This window comes from Corynebacterium kalinowskii, from assembly GCF_009734385.1.
Lineage (GTDB): Bacteria > Actinomycetota > Actinomycetes > Mycobacteriales > Mycobacteriaceae > Corynebacterium > Corynebacterium kalinowskii.
In genome coordinates, this window is sequence record NZ_CP046452.1 from 2,146,087 (window position 1) to 2,161,977 (window position 15,891).

A 15,891-nucleotide genomic window follows, 5' to 3' on the forward strand; every position below is an offset into this window, starting at 1 on the left:
CAACATTTGGGAAAACCTTCTGGACTCTTTTCGGTGAGCAATCCTAGCCCTTAACCCGCGCCGACAAGCTCCATCCCACGCTCAATACGTCGATGCCACCACCCTAGCAGCACCAGGAGCAGCGCTAACACGGCAGAAGAGACGAGAAACACACTGGCGGCAGGGAGCAGGGCCAACTTCCAGGTGCGCCCCTCCACCTTCACCAACTCTGGGTTTTGCTTCGAATACTCCACCCATACCCGCTGATCTTCACCAAGACCGCCTGGGTACAGCACACCCGAGCGCGGGGAATGGTACAGCCCGGCTTCATCCTGATAATCAATCGTCGTGCGGGATGCAGAAACCGAGGTAACCCGTGCCAGTGCTCTGCCCTGGTGCTGGTTAATCTCTCGATCATTGAGCACGGGACCGATCACCATCGCAGCGCTGCCCACGACTGCACACACATAGAGGGTCAGCACCAGCTGGGTGAGTCGACGATGGAATCTCAGCATCGGTGCCTACCAGGCCACGGCTTGCTGGATAGCAGCGTGCACATCACGCCTGGTAGAACGGTCAGTCACGGCCTCAATGACGCGGAATTCGGGAGGGCCGTCGATGGCGTCGACAAGCTGCGTGACGAGGTCGGCGAGGTTGTCCGCGCGCGAGTAAGACACTGCGTAACCGGCGCAGAGATCTTCGATGTTCGCGTCGTGCGGGGTGCCGAAGACGCGCTCGAATCGATCACGGTATTCCTCAGCGCCCTGCTCGAGGGTTTCGAAGATGCCGCAGCCGTTGTCGTTGGCGACGACGATGGTGAGGTTTTCTGGGCGAGGTTCGTCAAGCCCGATGAGCAGGCCGCCAATGTCATGGAGGAAGGTGACGTCTCCCAGCAGCGCCACAGTGCGGGGTGCGCGAATCTCGGTGGGGTGCTGGGATTGGATGGCCAGGGCGACGCCGATCGCTTGGCTCACCGTTCCGTCGATGCCAGCGGCACCGCGCGGGGCGTAGGCGCTGACGCCGTCGAATGGCATTCCGATCCAGGAGAGATCACGGATCGGATTGGAAGCTCCGATGACGACGGTATCTCCCGTGCCCAAGGTGTCCGCAACAGCAGCTGCGACATGCAGGCCGGTGAATTCCTGGGCCTTATCCAAGCCTTCTCGCACAGCATCGGCCGCCAGCTCCGAGGCTGCGGACGCGATTTTGAGCCACTGCCCCGTCGGCTCGCCAGTCACCCGCACGCTCGAGGCAACCCGGCGCGCGACCCCGGTTGGGTCGTGGTAATCCGCAGTCCGGGTCAGGACCGTGATATCGATGCTCGCATCCTGGGCCAGGGCGAGGACGTCGCGGTGCAGGGTCGGGTGGCCGACAATAACGAGCTGTTCGGGTTTTGTCTCCACGACGTATCCCTCACCAGAGACCTGGGTTTTGCGAAATACCGCTGCGGCCAGCGGGTGGATCGGATGGTGTGGCGCGGGCGCGGTGGGCTCGGCAATCGTGGGAACATCTTCCAAACCAGGCACTTCCCAGGCGCCATCGCCTGCGATGACCAGGGTGTTCTTGGACAGGTCTACGTCGGCCACGCCCCAGTCGGTGCGCTGCAGCTTGATGTCACGATGTTGCGAGTCCACGTCGCTGGACTCGCCCACCAGCGGATTCCGGAACGCCACGTTGACATGCGATTGTGAGTACGCCAAGGCGCGGCGCACAGTGGACGCTGCAACATCTGGGCGGGTTCCCACATCGATGCCGAAGGTGGTGGCGTACGGCTCGAACAAACCAAACTGCTCAATGGTCTGGCTTGCCCCGGTGCCCACAAAGTGACGTGGCCGGTCCGCCGACAGGATCATCAGGGGGACACCGGATAGCCGGGCCTCAATAACGGCGGGGAGCGTGTTGGCCACAGCGGTCCCGGAGGTCATCACCACGGGCACCGGCCGGCGCTGCACGCGCGCGATTCCCAGGGCTAAGAAAGCGGCGCTGCGCTCGTCGATACGCATGTGTAGGCGCAAGTCAGAGCGAGCAAGCTCCATGAGGAGCGGGGCGTTACGCGAACCCGGGCACCCAACAACGTCGGTCACGCCGGCAGCTACGAGTTCGGCAACGATGGCGGAAGCAACATCCACAGCAGTCATGGCACCCCAGCTTAGTGGGTGCGGCGGGCAAGCTCCTCATGCGTGGCTCGCAGCCGGTCGATCCACCACTGCGTCGTGGCGGCATCTGCCTTCAGTTCGGCAAGTCGCGCCGGATCCGGAGTAACCGGAGCTGCCGACAGGAACCCCTCGACGAGAGCTCGCGGCTCTGCGACGTCTGCCAGGAACAAGCTGCCCGTGCCGAGACCCGCAGGGGCGGGAGGGACGTCGAGAAGCTCGTCGTCATCGTGCGTGGGTAGCGCGGCGACCGCGGCAATCCCGGCGTTCAAACCCACCGCGGTGTCCAGCGCGCTCGAGACCGTCACGTCCATGCCATGGGAGCGCAGGTGCTTGGCGACGGCCAGCAGCCTACGGACACCGCCTAGCGGCGCCGCCTTAACGACGCCCACATCCGCGGCCCTCATCTCCACCACCCGATACGGGTCCTCCGCCTTCCGGATGGACTCATCAGCGGCAACGCGCTGGAAGATACCCTGGCGTTGCAGGCGTGTCCGGAGTTCCTTCAGTTCCTCGAGGGTGGCGCACGGTTGTTCTAGGTAGTCGAGCGGGCCGAAGGTCTTGGCGGCTTCCTCTGCTTGGTCGATCGTCCACCCCATGTTGGCGTCGATGCGGATCTTCACGCCCGGGCGGGCCACGCGAACGGCTTCCACTCGTGTACGGTCTTGTGCCAGGGTGTGGCCTTTTTCGGCCACCTTTACCTTCACTGTCATGCAGCCTGGATAGCGTTCCAGCAGCTCCGGCACGCGTTCCGGCCGAATGGCCGGAATGGTTCCGTTGACCTCTACTTTGTCTCGCTGCAGCTCGGGCGGGCCTTGGTAGGCCATTTCCAGGCCGCAGGCCAACCAGTTAGCGGCTTCAGCAGCGCCATATTCTTTGAAGGGGCTGAATTCGCCCCAGCCCGCAGGCCCCTCGATGAGCAGGGCTTCCCTGGTGGTGATGCCCCGGAAGGGCACCCGCATGGGAAGTGCCACCACATGAGAGCGCTCAATGAGTTCGTCCAGGCTGGGGAGCATTTAGGTGGCCTTCTTTAGGTATGTCGCGGTGGTTGTGTCTGTGTTCACCATATCCTTTGGTGCGCCTTCGAAGACGATGCGACCACCATCGTGGCCAGCGCTCGGGCCAATATCAATGATGTGGTCTGCCGCTGCCATGACGGCCAGGTTGTGCTCGATGGCGATGACGGTTCGGCCGTCGTCCACCAAGTCGTGCATCATATTGATGAGCGTTTGAGTGTCTGCGAGGTGCAGGCCAGAGGTGGGCTCGTCCAAGACGATGATTGGAGCCTTTTCCGTCATCCGAGCTGCGAGTTTGAGTCGTTGACGTTCTCCACCAGACAGGGTTGTCAATGGTTGACCGAGCTTAATGTAGGGCAGACCCACATTTATGAGGCGCTTCAAGACCTTGTTGATCTCACCGGTCTTAAATACCTTCACCGCCTGACCGACGGACATGTCGAGCACTTCGGAAATGTCCTTGCCCTCCACCTTGTATTGCAGCACCTCATCCTTGAAGCGCTTGCCACCACACTCCTCACAGGTGGTGGCCACTCCCGCCGTGAAACTGAGGTCCACGTAGACAACGCCGAGCCCCTTACACGTCGGGCACGCACCGTCGGAATTGGAAGAAAACAGGGCAGGCTTCACCCCGTTTTCCTTGGCAAACTTACTGCGGATCTTATCCAGGATACCCGTGTAGGTGGCCGGATTGGACCGGCGAGAACCACGGATCGCGGTTTGGTCAACCACGAGGACATCATCACGATCTTCCAGGGCCGCCGCCACCAGTGATGACTTGCCCGATCCAGCTACACCTGTCACTGTGGTGAGTACGCCCAGCGGGAATGTCACAGTGACATCGCAAACATTGTTGCGGCTGACGCCTTCGATGGTGAGCTCGCCGGTTGGGGTGCGCGGTTCACGCAGCTCCAACTTGGTGTGCAGATACTTCGCGGTCAGTGAGTCCTCGCCCTTCAATTCCTCCGGGGTACCCATGAATACGACCTCGCCACCGTCACTGCCAGAACCGGGCCCGATGTCGATGATGTTGTCGGCAGCCAGAATGACTTCTGGCTTGTGTTCGACTACCAGAACGGTGTTGCCTTTGTCGCGAATGTCATGGAGCAGCGAATTCATCCGCGCGATGTCGTGGGGATGCAGACCAATGGTGGGCTCGTCGAAGACATAGGTGACGTCGGACAGCGGACTGCCCAGGTGTCGGATCATCTTCACGCGCTGCGCCTCGCCGCCAGAAAGTGTGCCTGCCTCGCGGTCGAGGGAGAGATACCCGAGTCCGATATCCACCATGGAGGTCAGAATGCCGAGCAGATTGTCCCGCGCGGGCCCCACATCAGCCCCGAGCTTTTCGACGAACCCCACCAAGTCACCCACCTGCATGGAAGCTAGCTCGCCGATCGTTTTGCCGTTGACGGTTGCGGTACGTGCAGCTTCTTTCAAACGGGCACCCTGACAGTCCGGACACGTGCTGGTGGTGGCAATGTCAGCAACGAAATTCACAATCTGCTTCGCCTTCGGCGGCTCCGCCCGGTCGATCCAGAGTCGTCGCACGCGAGTGATCAAACCTTCGTACGAGGTGTTCTTGCCGTCCACCTTGATCTTTTGGGGCTCCGCGTACATGAGCATGTCGCGGTCCTGCTTGGAAAAGTCCTTGATGGGCTTGCCTAGGTCGAAGAGACCGGTTTCACCGTAGGTCTTCCAGTACCACTCCCCCACGTTGTGGCCCGGCGCAGTGATCGCACCGTCATTCAGAGACTTGGTTTCATCGATGATCTTCTTCTCGTTCAGCGTGGCTGCCTGGCCGGAACCTTCACAAGTTGGGCACCACCCGTCGGGAAGATTGAATGAAAAGGCGCTGGAGGTGCCCACATGAGGCTCGCTCAGTCGGGAGAACAGCAAGCGCAAGATGGCATGGGCATCAGTAGCCGTGCCGACGGTGGAGCGGGAGTTAGCCCCCATCCGCTCTTGATCAATAATGATCGCCGGACTGAGGTTTTCTAAAGATTCCACCTCAGGACGAGGAAGGGTGGGCATGAAACCTTGAATGAAGGTGGAGTAAGTCTCGTCGATCAACCTGCGCGATTCCGCAGCGACAGTTCCGAAAACCAAGCTCGATTTGCCGGATCCGGACACACCTGTAAACACGTTGAGACGCCGTTTGGGGATGTCAAGATCCACGTTTTTCAGGTTGTTTACTCGCGCGCCACGAACTTTGATGATGTCGTGGGTATCCGCAGGGTGCTGTGTCATGTCATCAAGTTTAGGGGTGAAACCCTCAAGTGCGCCTTTACGCCCCAAAGTTGGGAGCCCCAAGCGACAAACGTTGAACAATAGCCAGAATCAATAACTTAAATTCCAGTAAGTAAACCATAAGAGGAATGACACTTATGGAATTTCCTATTCTCCATCAATGTGCGCGTGACCCCGCGGTCATAATTGTTATGGGCATCACGGCAACGCCTAGGGGGAAGGAAGATGCCACCGAAAGAAAAGGTTGCCAGCTCTACCGGCGGTGGGCGAGCTACGGGGAAGCTTAGGGGGCGTCCCTGCAGGTAGGAGCACAGACGGCCGCGGAAGCCTCCAGGGGGTGATGAGGCTTCCGCGGCGAGGGACGGGGAGGGCCCTAGAGTGGAACACATGAATCCTTTTAAACCAGAATTGTGGCAGCCGGTCCCCGGCTTCGAAGACCTCACCGACATCACCTACCACCGCCTCATTGGGGAAACCCGAGCCGATGGCATCGTGCGCATCGCCTTCGATCGCCCTGAAGTACGCAACGCGTTCCGCCCGCATACGGTAGACGAACTCTATCGAACACTCGATCACGCGCGCCGCACCCCAGACGTGGGCACTGTGCTACTCACCGGCAACGGTCCATCCGAGAAAGACGGCGGCTGGGCATTCTGCTCGGGCGGCGACCAGCGTATCCGTGGCCGTTCAGGTTACCGATATGCAGACGGCGAGACTGCAGAAACCGTCGACACTGCCCGTGAAAAGGTGGAAGGCGGACGCCTGCACATCCTGGAGGTCCAGCGCCTCATCCGCACCATGCCGAAGGTCGTCATCGCCGTAGTGAACGGTTGGGCTGCCGGCGGCGGACACTCACTGCACGTGGTCTGCGACCTCACCATCGCATCCCGCGAGTACGCCAAGTTCAAGCAAACTGATGCCGATGTCGGATCCTTCGACGCCGGCTATGGCTCCGCTTACCTGGCGAAGATGGTGGGCCAAAAGTTTGCCCGCGAGATCTTTTTCCTCGGTCGCACCTACGACGCGGAGACCATGCAGCGCATGGGCGCGGTGAACATCGTCGCCGACCACGCAGACCTAGAAGATGAAGCGATCCAGGTTGGCCGCGAGATCAACGGCAAGTCCCCAACCGCCCAGCGCATGCTCAAGTTCGCCTTCAACCTGACCGACGACGGCCTCATGGGCCAGCAAGTGTTCGCAGGTGAAGCCACCCGCTTGGCTTACATGACCGATGAGGCCGTAGAAGGCAAGAACAGCTTCCTGGAAAAGCGCGACCCAGACTGGTCCGAATTCCCGTATTACTACTAGCCCTTCCCGACCAGGTCGCGCGGGATCTGGTCGGCGGGCTCGATCTGCTCGAGTTCGAGGTGCCCGTCGTCGATAAGCTCCTGCGTGACCTCGCTGGCGATGGACTCCTCAAGCTGAGTGTCCGATGCCGGGGAAGCCGCCACCTCTGCCCGCAGTTTGCGCTCGTGACGCTTGGTGAACACGGCCCTAGGGTGCAACTTGCGCACGAGCAGCTCGCGAATGGTCTCGCGGCGTTCGATTTCGGCGGTGATGCGCGAACGACCGCGGGCGTATGCGCTGAGCAATGCGACGATCAGAATCAGCCCGACATAGCCGAGCAGCGGATACAGCACAGACACCAGTGCCTTGAATCCGACGAAGCTGAGGACGAATCCAACCAGGCACATCGCCACGTACACGGTGCGGAAGCGCGCGGGCTTGTCGACGGTCATTCGGCGCGACATCGAGTAGAACATACCGATCGCGGTGTTGTAGATCATCATGAAAATGACCACTGCCATCAAGTTTCCGAGCACAGGATTAGCCTCATTCACCAGTGCAAGAGTCGGCATGTCTTGCTCTCCCACTACCGGCAGTGCCACCCACAGAGAAACGACCAGGCCCACCAGTAGGAATCCGAAAAGGATGCCGCCGATCAGTCCGCCCCAACCGGCGGCGCGGGTGTCGTGGTGCGAACCGCCGATCACGATACTCATCGATGCCGCAACGATCACATTGAATCCCAGGTAGTTCAGGCTGGAGATCCACCAGTTCGGCAGGCCGGTCTGCACTTGCTCAGCGTATGGCTGAAGGTTGCCAAGGTCCGAGGGCGCCTGGCGAACCGCGATGACCATCGCCATGATGAGGAACACAGCAATCACTGGGGTGGCCGCGCCGATCACTGTGCTGACCTTATCTATGTCGAGGAAACCCGTGGCGATCACGAGGACCAGCATGATGAGCGCACCGATCCATGTCGGCAAGCCGAACTGCTGCTCCAAGTTGGCACCAGCACCCGCAAACATGACAAAACCAACGGCAAACAACGTTGCCATGATGCCGTAGTCAATGACCCGGGCAACGATCGGATGAGAGACCTTGTTGAACACAGCGGTGTGCTCGTTGGCCAGGAAGTACGACCCGAATCGAAGCACAATCATGCCGGTAATACCAAAGGTAATGCCAGTCAGAGCAGCGCCCAAGATTCCCCACGGACCAAAAGCGACAAAGAACTGCAGAGCCTCCTGGCCCGAAGCGAAACCGGCGCCGACCACGACGCCGACAAATGCCATAGCAATATTTATGGACTTTTTTAACACAACGAATCCTTTGCTTGTAAGTAAGTCCAGATTAAGCTATTCATAAGTTTTGCTTTGTAACGATTTGGTCGCGCACCTGGGCTTTCCTACGACATAGAAAGGAATACCATGGGCTGCAAACCTGCGATCCGTATGCACTTATAGGTTAATTTCGGAACTGTTATCAAATAGTGACCGACAATTCGGGGCACACTACACTGGTAAGCCGTGAGCAACCTGATTCTCGAACCACTCGTCGTACCCTCCGGCGACCCCGTCAGCATTCTCGACGACCTCGAGGCAGCCATCTCTGGCACCCGATCGCTACTCCCGCTGCCTGAAAAGGATCAGTCCCGGGCGGCCACCCTTCGGGCGTCGCAAAGCGTGGGTGAACCGTGCGACGCCGCACTGGTCATGGCAACCTCCGGCAGCACCGGTACACCCAAAGGCGCGCTCCTCACTCCCGTCAACCTCGTCAGTTCCGCGGATGCCACGCACCAATTCCTCGGCGGGCCTGGCCAATGGCACCTCGCGCTGCCCGCGCACCACATTGCCGGAATCCAGGTGCTGGTGCGCAGCCTCCTCGCGGGAATCGACCCGACCTTCCAGGACGTGAGCGGCGGATTTTCCGTGGCCGACTTCGCCACTGCCGCCACGGAGCTCGCCACCACCGGCGACCGCACCTACACCTCCCTGGTGCCCAACCAGCTGATCAAGGCGATGGAAACCCTCCAAGGCATCGAAGCACTGCGGCTTTTCGACGCCATCCTCGTCGGTGGCGCGCCCCTGACGCGAGACACCCTACGGGCCGCGCGTGAACTTGGGATCAACGTAGTCACTACTTATGGTTCCTCCGAAACCGCTGGTGGTTGCGTCTACAACGGTCGGGCGATCCCCGGCGCGCGCGTGCGGGTTGTTGGCGAGCGGATCCACCTCGGCGGGCCGATGATTGCAGCTGGATATCGCAATATGCCTGATCATGAGGCGTTTGCCGAGCCTGGTTGGTTTGCCACCTCCGACGCGGGATCGTTGACCGATGGGGTCTTGCAGGTGAGGGGTCGGCTCGACAACGTGATCATCACTGGCGGGCTTAAAATCCAGCCCGAAGTGGTCGAACAAGCGCTGCTGAATGTTTCCGGTGTGACGGGCGCATGCGTGGTCGGTGTTTCCGATCCTCGCCTGGGGCAGCGCATCGTCGCAGCATATACGGGGTCAGTTTCACCAGGCGAGGTCGTTGAAGGACTCGACGACCTCGCGCGTTGGCAACTGCCGAAGGAACTGCGGCACGTGGAGGCGCTGCCACTCACTGGACCAGGGAAAGTGGACCGGGTGAAGGTCTCGAAGCTATTTCAGTAGAGGGGTGCGGGCTCCCTCGGTAGCTTTTTTACATTGCTGGAAACTTTTCAACCAAAAGCACCACTGCTATCTGGGGTTTTGCTTGAAATCCCGGTAGCTCCGGACGCCGCTAGTCCTCAACTCGGGAGGACTCGAGCAACAGCTGCAGATCCTCTTCCGTATACACCTTGCGGATCTGCTCGTCGTTGCCACCCATCAGGGTATTGCCCACAACGAGGGCGCCGACCTGCGTCGATGGGATGACGGCGAAGTGGCGCGGCTGCGAGTACACCTGACGAATCGGATGCTGGGAACGTAGCGCACAGGCATGGAGCCACACGTCATCGGCGCGTGGGGTGAGCTGCATAAAGATGTCGCCTTGGGAGACCACGTACTCGATGAATCCGGGTGGATACAGCACACCCGAGACACCGGTGGCGAAGTGCAAATAGGAAGCTTGGCAGGTGTCGGCGGCGGTCCATTTGGCGTAGGAGAGCATTTTGCCGTCGCGAAGCTCGATTCGGTGCGCGCGGTATGCGATGACGACATCGCTACGCAGATCGCCGATAAACAGCAGGTTCTGGAGGAACCACTCGGGGTAGATCATGTCATCATCGATGGTGGCGACACGCTTGCTGGTGCCCGCGAGCTCGCGGAATTGACCCCAGTATTTCGTGTGCGGGCCGTAGCGGCCATCGGAGCAGCGCACTTGCAGGCCGCGCTTGATGAGGCGTTTGAGGGTGTCCGGGTACTCGGAGTTGAAGTCGGGCTCGTCGAGCCACAGCACGATCGGCGCCTTCACGTAGCCACGCGCGATGGACTCGAGGGTCAGGTACACCTTGGTCAGGCGACGGCCATGCGTGGTCAGCGAGATGATCACATCGCCGTCAGCGGGGATACCCGTGCGGGAGACCCGGTTGGCGATCCACAGCGGAATAATGCGAAAGCAGGTGAGAAAGAAGCTGGCGATCTGCCCGAGGACATACCCGATCCACATCATCGCTAACGTTCACTCTCGCTTCCATAGGTTTTAGGGATTTCTACACACACTACCGCCCCTGTGAGCGAGGCGTGAGGCCAGAGTGCACAATAGTAGCTATGTCTCAAGCTACTGTCGCTGATTGGTGGGAAGCAGCCCGCCCCCACACCTGGGCAAATGCCTTCGCTCCCGTTATTGCTGGTTCCGGCGTTGCCGCGTTCCATTCGGGCTTCAGTTGGTGGCGTGCTCTCCTGGCAGCCGGAGTGGCATGGGCGCTGATCATCGGCGTGAACTACGCCAACGATTACTCTGACGGCGTCAAAGGCACCGACGCCGATCGTACCGGCCCGCTGCGTTTGACTGGCTCCGGGCTCGCGGCACCTGCGGCTGTGAAGCGCGCGGCGTTCATTGCCTTCGGGGTTGCTGGAGTATTCGGCATCGCCCTGTCTTTGGCCTCTTACTGGTGGCTGATCCTGGTCGGCATCGTCTGCATCCTGGCCGCCTGGTTCTACACCGGCGGATCAAACCCCTATGGCTACCGTGGGCTCGGCGAAGTCGCTGTCTTCACCTTCTTTGGCTTGGTCGCGGTGTGCGGCACGGAGCTGACCCAAACCGGCAGGTTTTCCTGGGCGGGCTTTGCGACGGCCGTCGCTGTCGGGTCCGTCTCCGCTGCCGTCAACTTGGCGAATAATCTCCGCGACATTCCCTCAGATACTGAGGCTGGGAAGATCACACTGGCAGTGCGGTTGGGCGACTCTGGGACCCGCACGTTGTGGCTGCTTTTGACGAGCGTGCCGCTCGTCGTGTCTGTCTTGCTGGCCTTTTTCTGCACGCCATGGGCGTTGCTGGGATTGTTGGCAGTCGTGTTGCTGCTCCCCGCTTCCCGACCAATCACCTCGGGCGCTGTCGGACCTGCGTTGATCCCCGTCCTGGGTCTTACCGGTCGGGCGATGCTGGCGTGGGCGGTGCTTACTGCTGGCGCGCTAGCGTTCGGCTAGTTCCTTCTTTACCCATTCCTTGTGAGCCTTGCGCTGAGCATCCCATTCGGCCAGCTCTTCGTTCACCTTCAGTCGCAGTCCCTTGAACAGGAACATCGATAGCGGGAACGCGACCAACAGTGCCAGAAGCGAGGAAATGAGCAGGGGAACTGGCGCTCCGATGAGGATTGCAGCAGACTGAATAATAATGGTGAGCACGACAAAGATAGCGAGTCGCGCAAGCCCGTAAAGTGCGATGTCTCGCCACGCCCTGTTTCGCAGGGACTTATCGAGGATCGGTTCTTGATTCACAACCTTGACCATACTAGAGGCACACGAGGGAGTTATCCGATGGGACGACTGTTACTACTTCTGCTGATCATCGCGGCGATCGTCCTGCTGTGGAAGGCATTCGCCCCACAATCGCTTGGCGGAGCTCCGCGCCCTCAGCGCCAGCAGCCACCGATGATCAAGGGGCCTGACGACGACGAAGACTTTCTTTGGCAACTGGAAAAGGAACGGTTTAAGAAACGGCGCGAAGAGGAGCGTCGAAAAGAGCAGGAATAGCAGCATTGCGTCGCCACTTGACGCACGGCGTATTATCGAATTATGACTTCACTGGCACCTACTACTAGTCCACTCGACGTGGCCCAAAACCCCGGCCCTTGGCGACCAGTGTCAGACAACCCCGACTTCGACCACATCGTCGGCGTGTTCAAAGCACTTGCTGACCCAACCCGCCTGCGCCTGCTCCACCTCGTGGCACAAAAGGGTTGCGAGGATGTCTGCGGACTCGAACTCGCTGAAGCTCTGGGCGTTTCTGCGCCAACCGTCACGCACCACATGAAGAAGCTCATCGCGATGAACCTGGTCAAGCGCGAGCAGCGTGGCAAGTGGGCCTACTACTCCGTCAACGAGCGGCTGTTTACCTGCATCGAGACGCTCGCGTCCGACATTATTAAGTAGGGGCAGGCCTAGCCCCGCCGAAGCACCTGCAACAGATATTCCCCGTACCCGGACGCTTTGAGTTCTTCGGCGCGCTGCGCGAGATCGTCGGCGCTGATGTACCCCATCCGCCAAGCGACTTCTTCCGGGGAACCGATCTTTAGACCCTGACGCTGCTCGATCGTGCGGACGTAGTCGCCGGCGGCCATGAGGGTGTCGATGGTACCGGTATCCAGCCACGCGGTTCCACGGGGCAGCACCTCTACCTGGAGTTTTCCGCGCTCTAGGTAGGCGTTGTTGATGTCCGTGATTTCAAGTTCGCCTCGTGCGCTGGGTTCTAGCCCACGTGCGATGGACACAACGTCATTGTCGTAGAAGTACAGGCCCGGAACTGCATAGTTCGACTTCGGGTTGGCGGGTTTTTCTTCGAGGCCCGTGGCTTTGCCGTCGTCGTCGAAAGAGACGACACCGTACGCGGACGGCTCGGCCACCCAGTAGGCAAAGATGGCGCCACCGTCAATGTTTTCGAAGCGGCGTAGCTGCGTGCCCAAGCCTGGACCATAGAAGATGTTGTCACCGAGCACCAACGCCACTGAATCCTCCCCGATGTGCTCGGCGCCGAGAATGAACGCCTCTGCCAGGCCGCGCGGGGCGTCTTGGGTTTTGAAGGTGAGCGAGATTCCGAACTGGGAGCCGTCGCCAAGCAGTCGCTCAAACTGACCGCGATCCTCCGGGGTGGTGATGATGAGGATGTCGGTGATGCCCGCGAGCATGAGGGTGCTCAGCGGGTAGTAGATCATCGGCTTGTCATAGACCGGAACCAGCTGCTTGGAGACGCCGAGGGTGATGGGGCGCAGGCGCGAACCCGTGCCACCTGCGAGGATGATGCCTTTCACTCGGCCCAGCCTTCGCGCAGCATCTTCTCAAATCCGGCGCAGTCCTCGTAGAGGGGCAGCTGCACGTCGTCGATTTTCGGCGCTTCCTTGTCCTTTTCAGACAGGATGTAGTCGGCTTCCGGCCAGTCGATTCCTGCGCAGAACGGGTCAATGCCATGCTCAAGGGCTGGCTCATACTCTGAAGACACGAGGTAGGCGACAGTGGAATCTTCCAGCGCCAGGAAGCCGTGCGCAACGCCGATCGGGAGGTACAGGCTCTTGCGATTCTCTTGGTTGAGTTCGACGGCAAACCACTTTCCGTAGGTAGGCGATCCCACGCGACAGTCGAACACGACATCCCAAATCGCACCCGACATGCAGGTGACAAACTTGGCCTGGCCCGGTGGCACATCGGCGAAATGCAGTCCGCGCAGCACGCCCTTCTTGGAAAGAGACACGTTCGATTGTTGCAGGTCAAATGGGTAGCCGACCGCTTTTTCAAACTCGGTGGCCTTAAACCACTCATTAAACGCGCCCCGGTTGTCGGGGATGATCTTCGGCTCGGCTAGGAAAACGCCTGCTACTTCATCGACGGGCTTCAGCATGCCGTCCAGTCTAATGGTGTTTGGGGTGAGCAACAGCTGACCGGTTCGAAATCCAGCTACTTGGAACCAGCTATTCGGAGCTTCACTTGTGCTACATGGACCCTTATCGACCTAGTATCCGGTTTACTACTCCCAATAGCTGGATTTACATAGCTGGAATCGCCTCCGGGCACTACCCGAGCTCTTTCTCGACCTGCAAATAGGTCTCCTCCGCCACCTCTCGAGAATCAGCCCACCACTGCGGGTTCGCACGATACCACTCGATCGTTTCCTTCAGCCCCCGTGCAAAGGTGTACTGCGGGCGCCACCCAAGCGCCTCGGTCGAGGACGGATCGATGGCGTATCGACGGTCATGGCCCGGGCGGTCAGTCACGTGCACGAAGTCCTTGGGATCGCGGTCGAAAGCTACATTCAGGCCCTCGACCACCTGCTTGTTCGAGCGTTCCCCGTTCGCGCCGATGAGGTAGGTCTCCCCTACTTCGCCTTGCTCGATGATGGTCCACACGGCATCGTTGTGGTCGTCCACATGGATCCAGTCGCGCACGTTGAGGCCATCGCCATACAAACGTGGTTTTTCATCGTGCAGCAGGTTGATGATCTGACGCGGGATGAACTTCTCCGGGTGCTGGCGCGGACCATAGTTATTGGAACAGTTCGAAATGGTGGCCTGCACGCCGAAGGAACGCACGTAGGCGCGCACCAGGTGATCACTCGCCGCTTTGGAGGCGGAGTACGGGCTGCTCGGATTATACGGAGTCGAAGGGGTGAAGCGAGCTGGGTCATCGAGGGCGAGGTCCCCGAAGACTTCGTCCGTGGAGATGTGGTGGAACCGGGCGTCGTTAAGGCGTGCATACTCGAGCAGCTGCGCGGTGCCCTCGATATTGGTCTTGATGAAGCGCAGCGGGTCGCGGAGGGAGTTGTCGTTGTGGCTCTCGGCGGCGAAGTGGACGATGAGGTCGAAGCTGCCGGTGAGCGGCTGGCAAATGTCCTGGCGGACGACTTCGATCCCGGCGGGCAGATTGGCTTCGTTTGCTGCGTAGGTGAAGCTATCTAGCACCGTGATGTTGTGTTGCGGGTGCGTTTCCAGCGTGCGGTGCACGAAGTTCGAACCGATGAAGCCGGCGCCGCCGGTGACCAGGATTTTCATGGGTTCAAGTGTAGCTATGTGCATGGAACACGGAAACAGCCCCCGAAACGAATATTTCGAGGGCCGGAAGTAAGTGTGGTGAGCTGATTCAGCTAGTTGAGCCCTGCGTAGGAGTGCAGGCCAGATACGACCATGTTGATGAAGAAGAGATTGAAGACCATCATGCCGAAGGCAACAATGTTGATCCACGCAGCGGCGGTGTTCTTCCAGCCGGAGGTGGCGCGGGCGTGCAGGTAGGCGGCGTAGAGAACCCAGGTGACCAGCGAAATGGTTTCCTTCGGGTCCCAGCCCCAGAAGCGACCCCAAGCGGATTCCGCCCAGATAGCTCCCAAAGCAACACCAATACCGAAGATCGGGAGCGCCCAGACCGCTGCCTTGTAGGCGAGGCCATCGAGGGTTTTGGCGGAAGGCAGTGGGCGTAGGATAGCGCCCATGATGCCGTGCTCAGAGCCCTTCGGCTGGTTCATGCGCAGTACGTAGAGCAGCGATGCCATACCGGAAATCATGCCAACACCAGCACCGATGGAGACGGTGGAGACGTGGATCGGGAACCAGAAGGACTGCAGCGCCGGCACGACAGGCGCGGACGCGGCGTACAGCTTCATGCCACCGTAAAACAGCAGGACGATCACTGGGGTGAGCACCCATGGCCACATAGCGCGCAGCTCGCGGCGCTGAATCACCCACGCTGCGATCGCCATCGCCACGAGTGTCACCATCGCGACGTACTCATAAAGGTTGCCGAACGGGAAGCGCGACGCGGACATACCACGCAGCACGACGGACACCCCGTGGAAGATGATGGCCAGCCAGATCATGGACTGGGTCATGCCCGCCCACTTCTCGCTGTTATCCGTAGCCTCAGGCTTTTCGACGACCGCAGGCCCGCCCGCCCCTACCAGTTCCTTTGCCGGTTCAGCGAGAACCTGCGACTGCTTGACGTAGTAGACGATCGACAAGATCAGACCGAGGACATAGATAACGAAAGCTGTCTTGAAGCTGAGGTCAGAGTAGTTGGAGAGCGTGTGATTGACCGGCATGGCGC

At 60.0% G+C, this 15,891-nt stretch carries 15 protein-coding genes and 1 pseudogene; 5 read left to right on the forward strand and 11 right to left on the reverse strand.

Annotated elements, in window-relative coordinates:
• Positions 1-50: 50 nt before the first annotated feature.
• Genes CKALI_RS10265 through CKALI_RS10280 form a run of 4 tightly spaced genes read right to left on the reverse strand, consistent with a single transcriptional unit; the run spans position 51 to position 5,398 of the window.
• The gene (locus CKALI_RS10265; protein ID WP_156193259.1) at positions 51-494 is read right to left on the reverse strand and encodes a DUF3592 domain-containing protein; all 444 of its coding nucleotides are present in this window, start codon (positions 492-494) and stop codon (positions 51-53) included.
• A gap of 6 nt (positions 495-500) precedes the next feature.
• Positions 501-2,117 carry a 2-succinyl-5-enolpyruvyl-6-hydroxy-3-cyclohexene-1-carboxylic-acid synthase gene (gene menD / locus CKALI_RS10270; RefSeq protein WP_156193260.1) on the reverse strand — a complete coding sequence of 539 codons (1,617 nt, stop codon included), beginning with the start codon at positions 2,115-2,117 and terminating at the stop codon, positions 501-503.
• 11 nt (positions 2,118-2,128) lie between these two features.
• The gene (locus CKALI_RS10275; protein WP_156193261.1) at positions 2,129-3,148 is read right to left on the reverse strand and encodes an o-succinylbenzoate synthase; all 1,020 of its coding nucleotides are present in this window, start codon (positions 3,146-3,148) and stop codon (positions 2,129-2,131) included.
• Positions 3,149-5,398, reverse strand: a complete 2,250-nt coding sequence (locus tag CKALI_RS10280; RefSeq protein ID WP_156193262.1) for an ATP-binding cassette domain-containing protein — start codon at positions 5,396-5,398, stop codon at positions 3,149-3,151.
• Positions 5,399-5,785: 387 nt separating this feature from the next.
• Here CKALI_RS10280 and CKALI_RS10285 point away from each other — a divergent pair, with 387 nt between their 5' ends.
• Positions 5,786-6,706, forward strand: coding sequence for a 1,4-dihydroxy-2-naphthoyl-CoA synthase (locus CKALI_RS10285; protein ID WP_156193263.1), 921 nt, complete (start codon positions 5,786-5,788; stop codon positions 6,704-6,706).
• Here CKALI_RS10285 and CKALI_RS10290 read toward each other — a convergent pair.
• Positions 6,703-8,004, reverse strand: a complete 1,302-nt coding sequence (locus CKALI_RS10290; RefSeq protein WP_156193264.1) for a YkvI family membrane protein — start codon at positions 8,002-8,004, stop codon at positions 6,703-6,705. The genes CKALI_RS10285 and CKALI_RS10290 overlap by 4 nt on opposite strands.
• 216 nt (positions 8,005-8,220) lie before the next feature.
• Here CKALI_RS10290 and menE point away from each other — a divergent pair, with 216 nt between their 5' ends.
• Positions 8,221-9,339, forward strand: coding sequence for an o-succinylbenzoate--CoA ligase (gene menE, locus CKALI_RS10295; RefSeq protein WP_197079805.1), 1,119 nt, complete (start codon positions 8,221-8,223; stop codon positions 9,337-9,339).
• Between the two features lie 109 nt (positions 9,340-9,448).
• On the opposite strand, the gene CKALI_RS10300 is transcribed toward menE, so the two are convergent.
• The gene (locus CKALI_RS10300) at positions 9,449-10,315 is read right to left on the reverse strand and encodes a glycosyltransferase (RefSeq protein ID WP_156193771.1); all 867 of its coding nucleotides are present in this window, start codon (positions 10,313-10,315) and stop codon (positions 9,449-9,451) included.
• 101 nt (positions 10,316-10,416) lie between these two features.
• Here CKALI_RS10300 and CKALI_RS10305 point away from each other — a divergent pair, with 101 nt between their 5' ends.
• Positions 10,417-11,295: a 1,4-dihydroxy-2-naphthoate polyprenyltransferase gene (locus CKALI_RS10305; protein WP_156193266.1), complete on the forward strand. Its 879-nt coding sequence runs from the start codon at positions 10,417-10,419 to the stop codon at positions 11,293-11,295.
• Here the strand turns inward: CKALI_RS10305 and CKALI_RS10310 are convergent.
• The gene (locus tag CKALI_RS10310; protein WP_407643751.1) at positions 11,281-11,586 is read right to left on the reverse strand and encodes a DUF4229 domain-containing protein; all 306 of its coding nucleotides are present in this window, start codon (positions 11,584-11,586) and stop codon (positions 11,281-11,283) included. The two genes, CKALI_RS10305 and CKALI_RS10310, sit on opposite strands and share 15 nt — an antisense overlap.
• A 39-nt stretch (positions 11,587-11,625) precedes the next feature.
• Here CKALI_RS10310 and CKALI_RS10315 point away from each other — a divergent pair.
• Positions 11,626-11,838: pseudogene (locus CKALI_RS10315) on the forward strand (hypothetical protein); the annotation flags it as partial.
• A 45-nt stretch (positions 11,839-11,883) separates the two neighbouring features.
• Positions 11,884-12,240, forward strand: a complete 357-nt coding sequence (locus CKALI_RS10320; RefSeq protein ID WP_156193269.1) for an ArsR/SmtB family transcription factor — start codon at positions 11,884-11,886, stop codon at positions 12,238-12,240.
• A gap of 8 nt (positions 12,241-12,248) precedes the next feature.
• Here the strand turns inward: CKALI_RS10320 and rfbA are convergent, their stop codons facing one another.
• From rfbA to ccsB, 4 genes are all read right to left on the reverse strand, one after another.
• A complete protein-coding gene (gene rfbA, locus CKALI_RS10325; RefSeq protein ID WP_156193270.1) occupies positions 12,249-13,115 on the reverse strand; it encodes a glucose-1-phosphate thymidylyltransferase RfbA in 867 nt (288 codons plus the stop codon).
• Complete coding sequence (gene rfbC / locus CKALI_RS10330) at positions 13,112-13,699, reverse strand: dTDP-4-dehydrorhamnose 3,5-epimerase (RefSeq protein WP_156193271.1); 588 nt, start codon at positions 13,697-13,699, stop codon at positions 13,112-13,114. Before rfbC ends, rfbA begins: the two co-directional genes overlap by 4 nt.
• A gap of 172 nt (positions 13,700-13,871) precedes the next feature.
• The gene (gene rfbB, locus CKALI_RS10335) at positions 13,872-14,846 is read right to left on the reverse strand and encodes a dTDP-glucose 4,6-dehydratase (protein ID WP_156193272.1); all 975 of its coding nucleotides are present in this window, start codon (positions 14,844-14,846) and stop codon (positions 13,872-13,874) included.
• Between the two features lie 92 nt (positions 14,847-14,938).
• Positions 14,939-15,886: a c-type cytochrome biogenesis protein CcsB gene (gene ccsB / locus CKALI_RS10340; protein ID WP_156193273.1), complete on the reverse strand. Its 948-nt coding sequence runs from the start codon at positions 15,884-15,886 to the stop codon at positions 14,939-14,941.
• Positions 15,887-15,891: the final 5 nt, after the last annotated feature.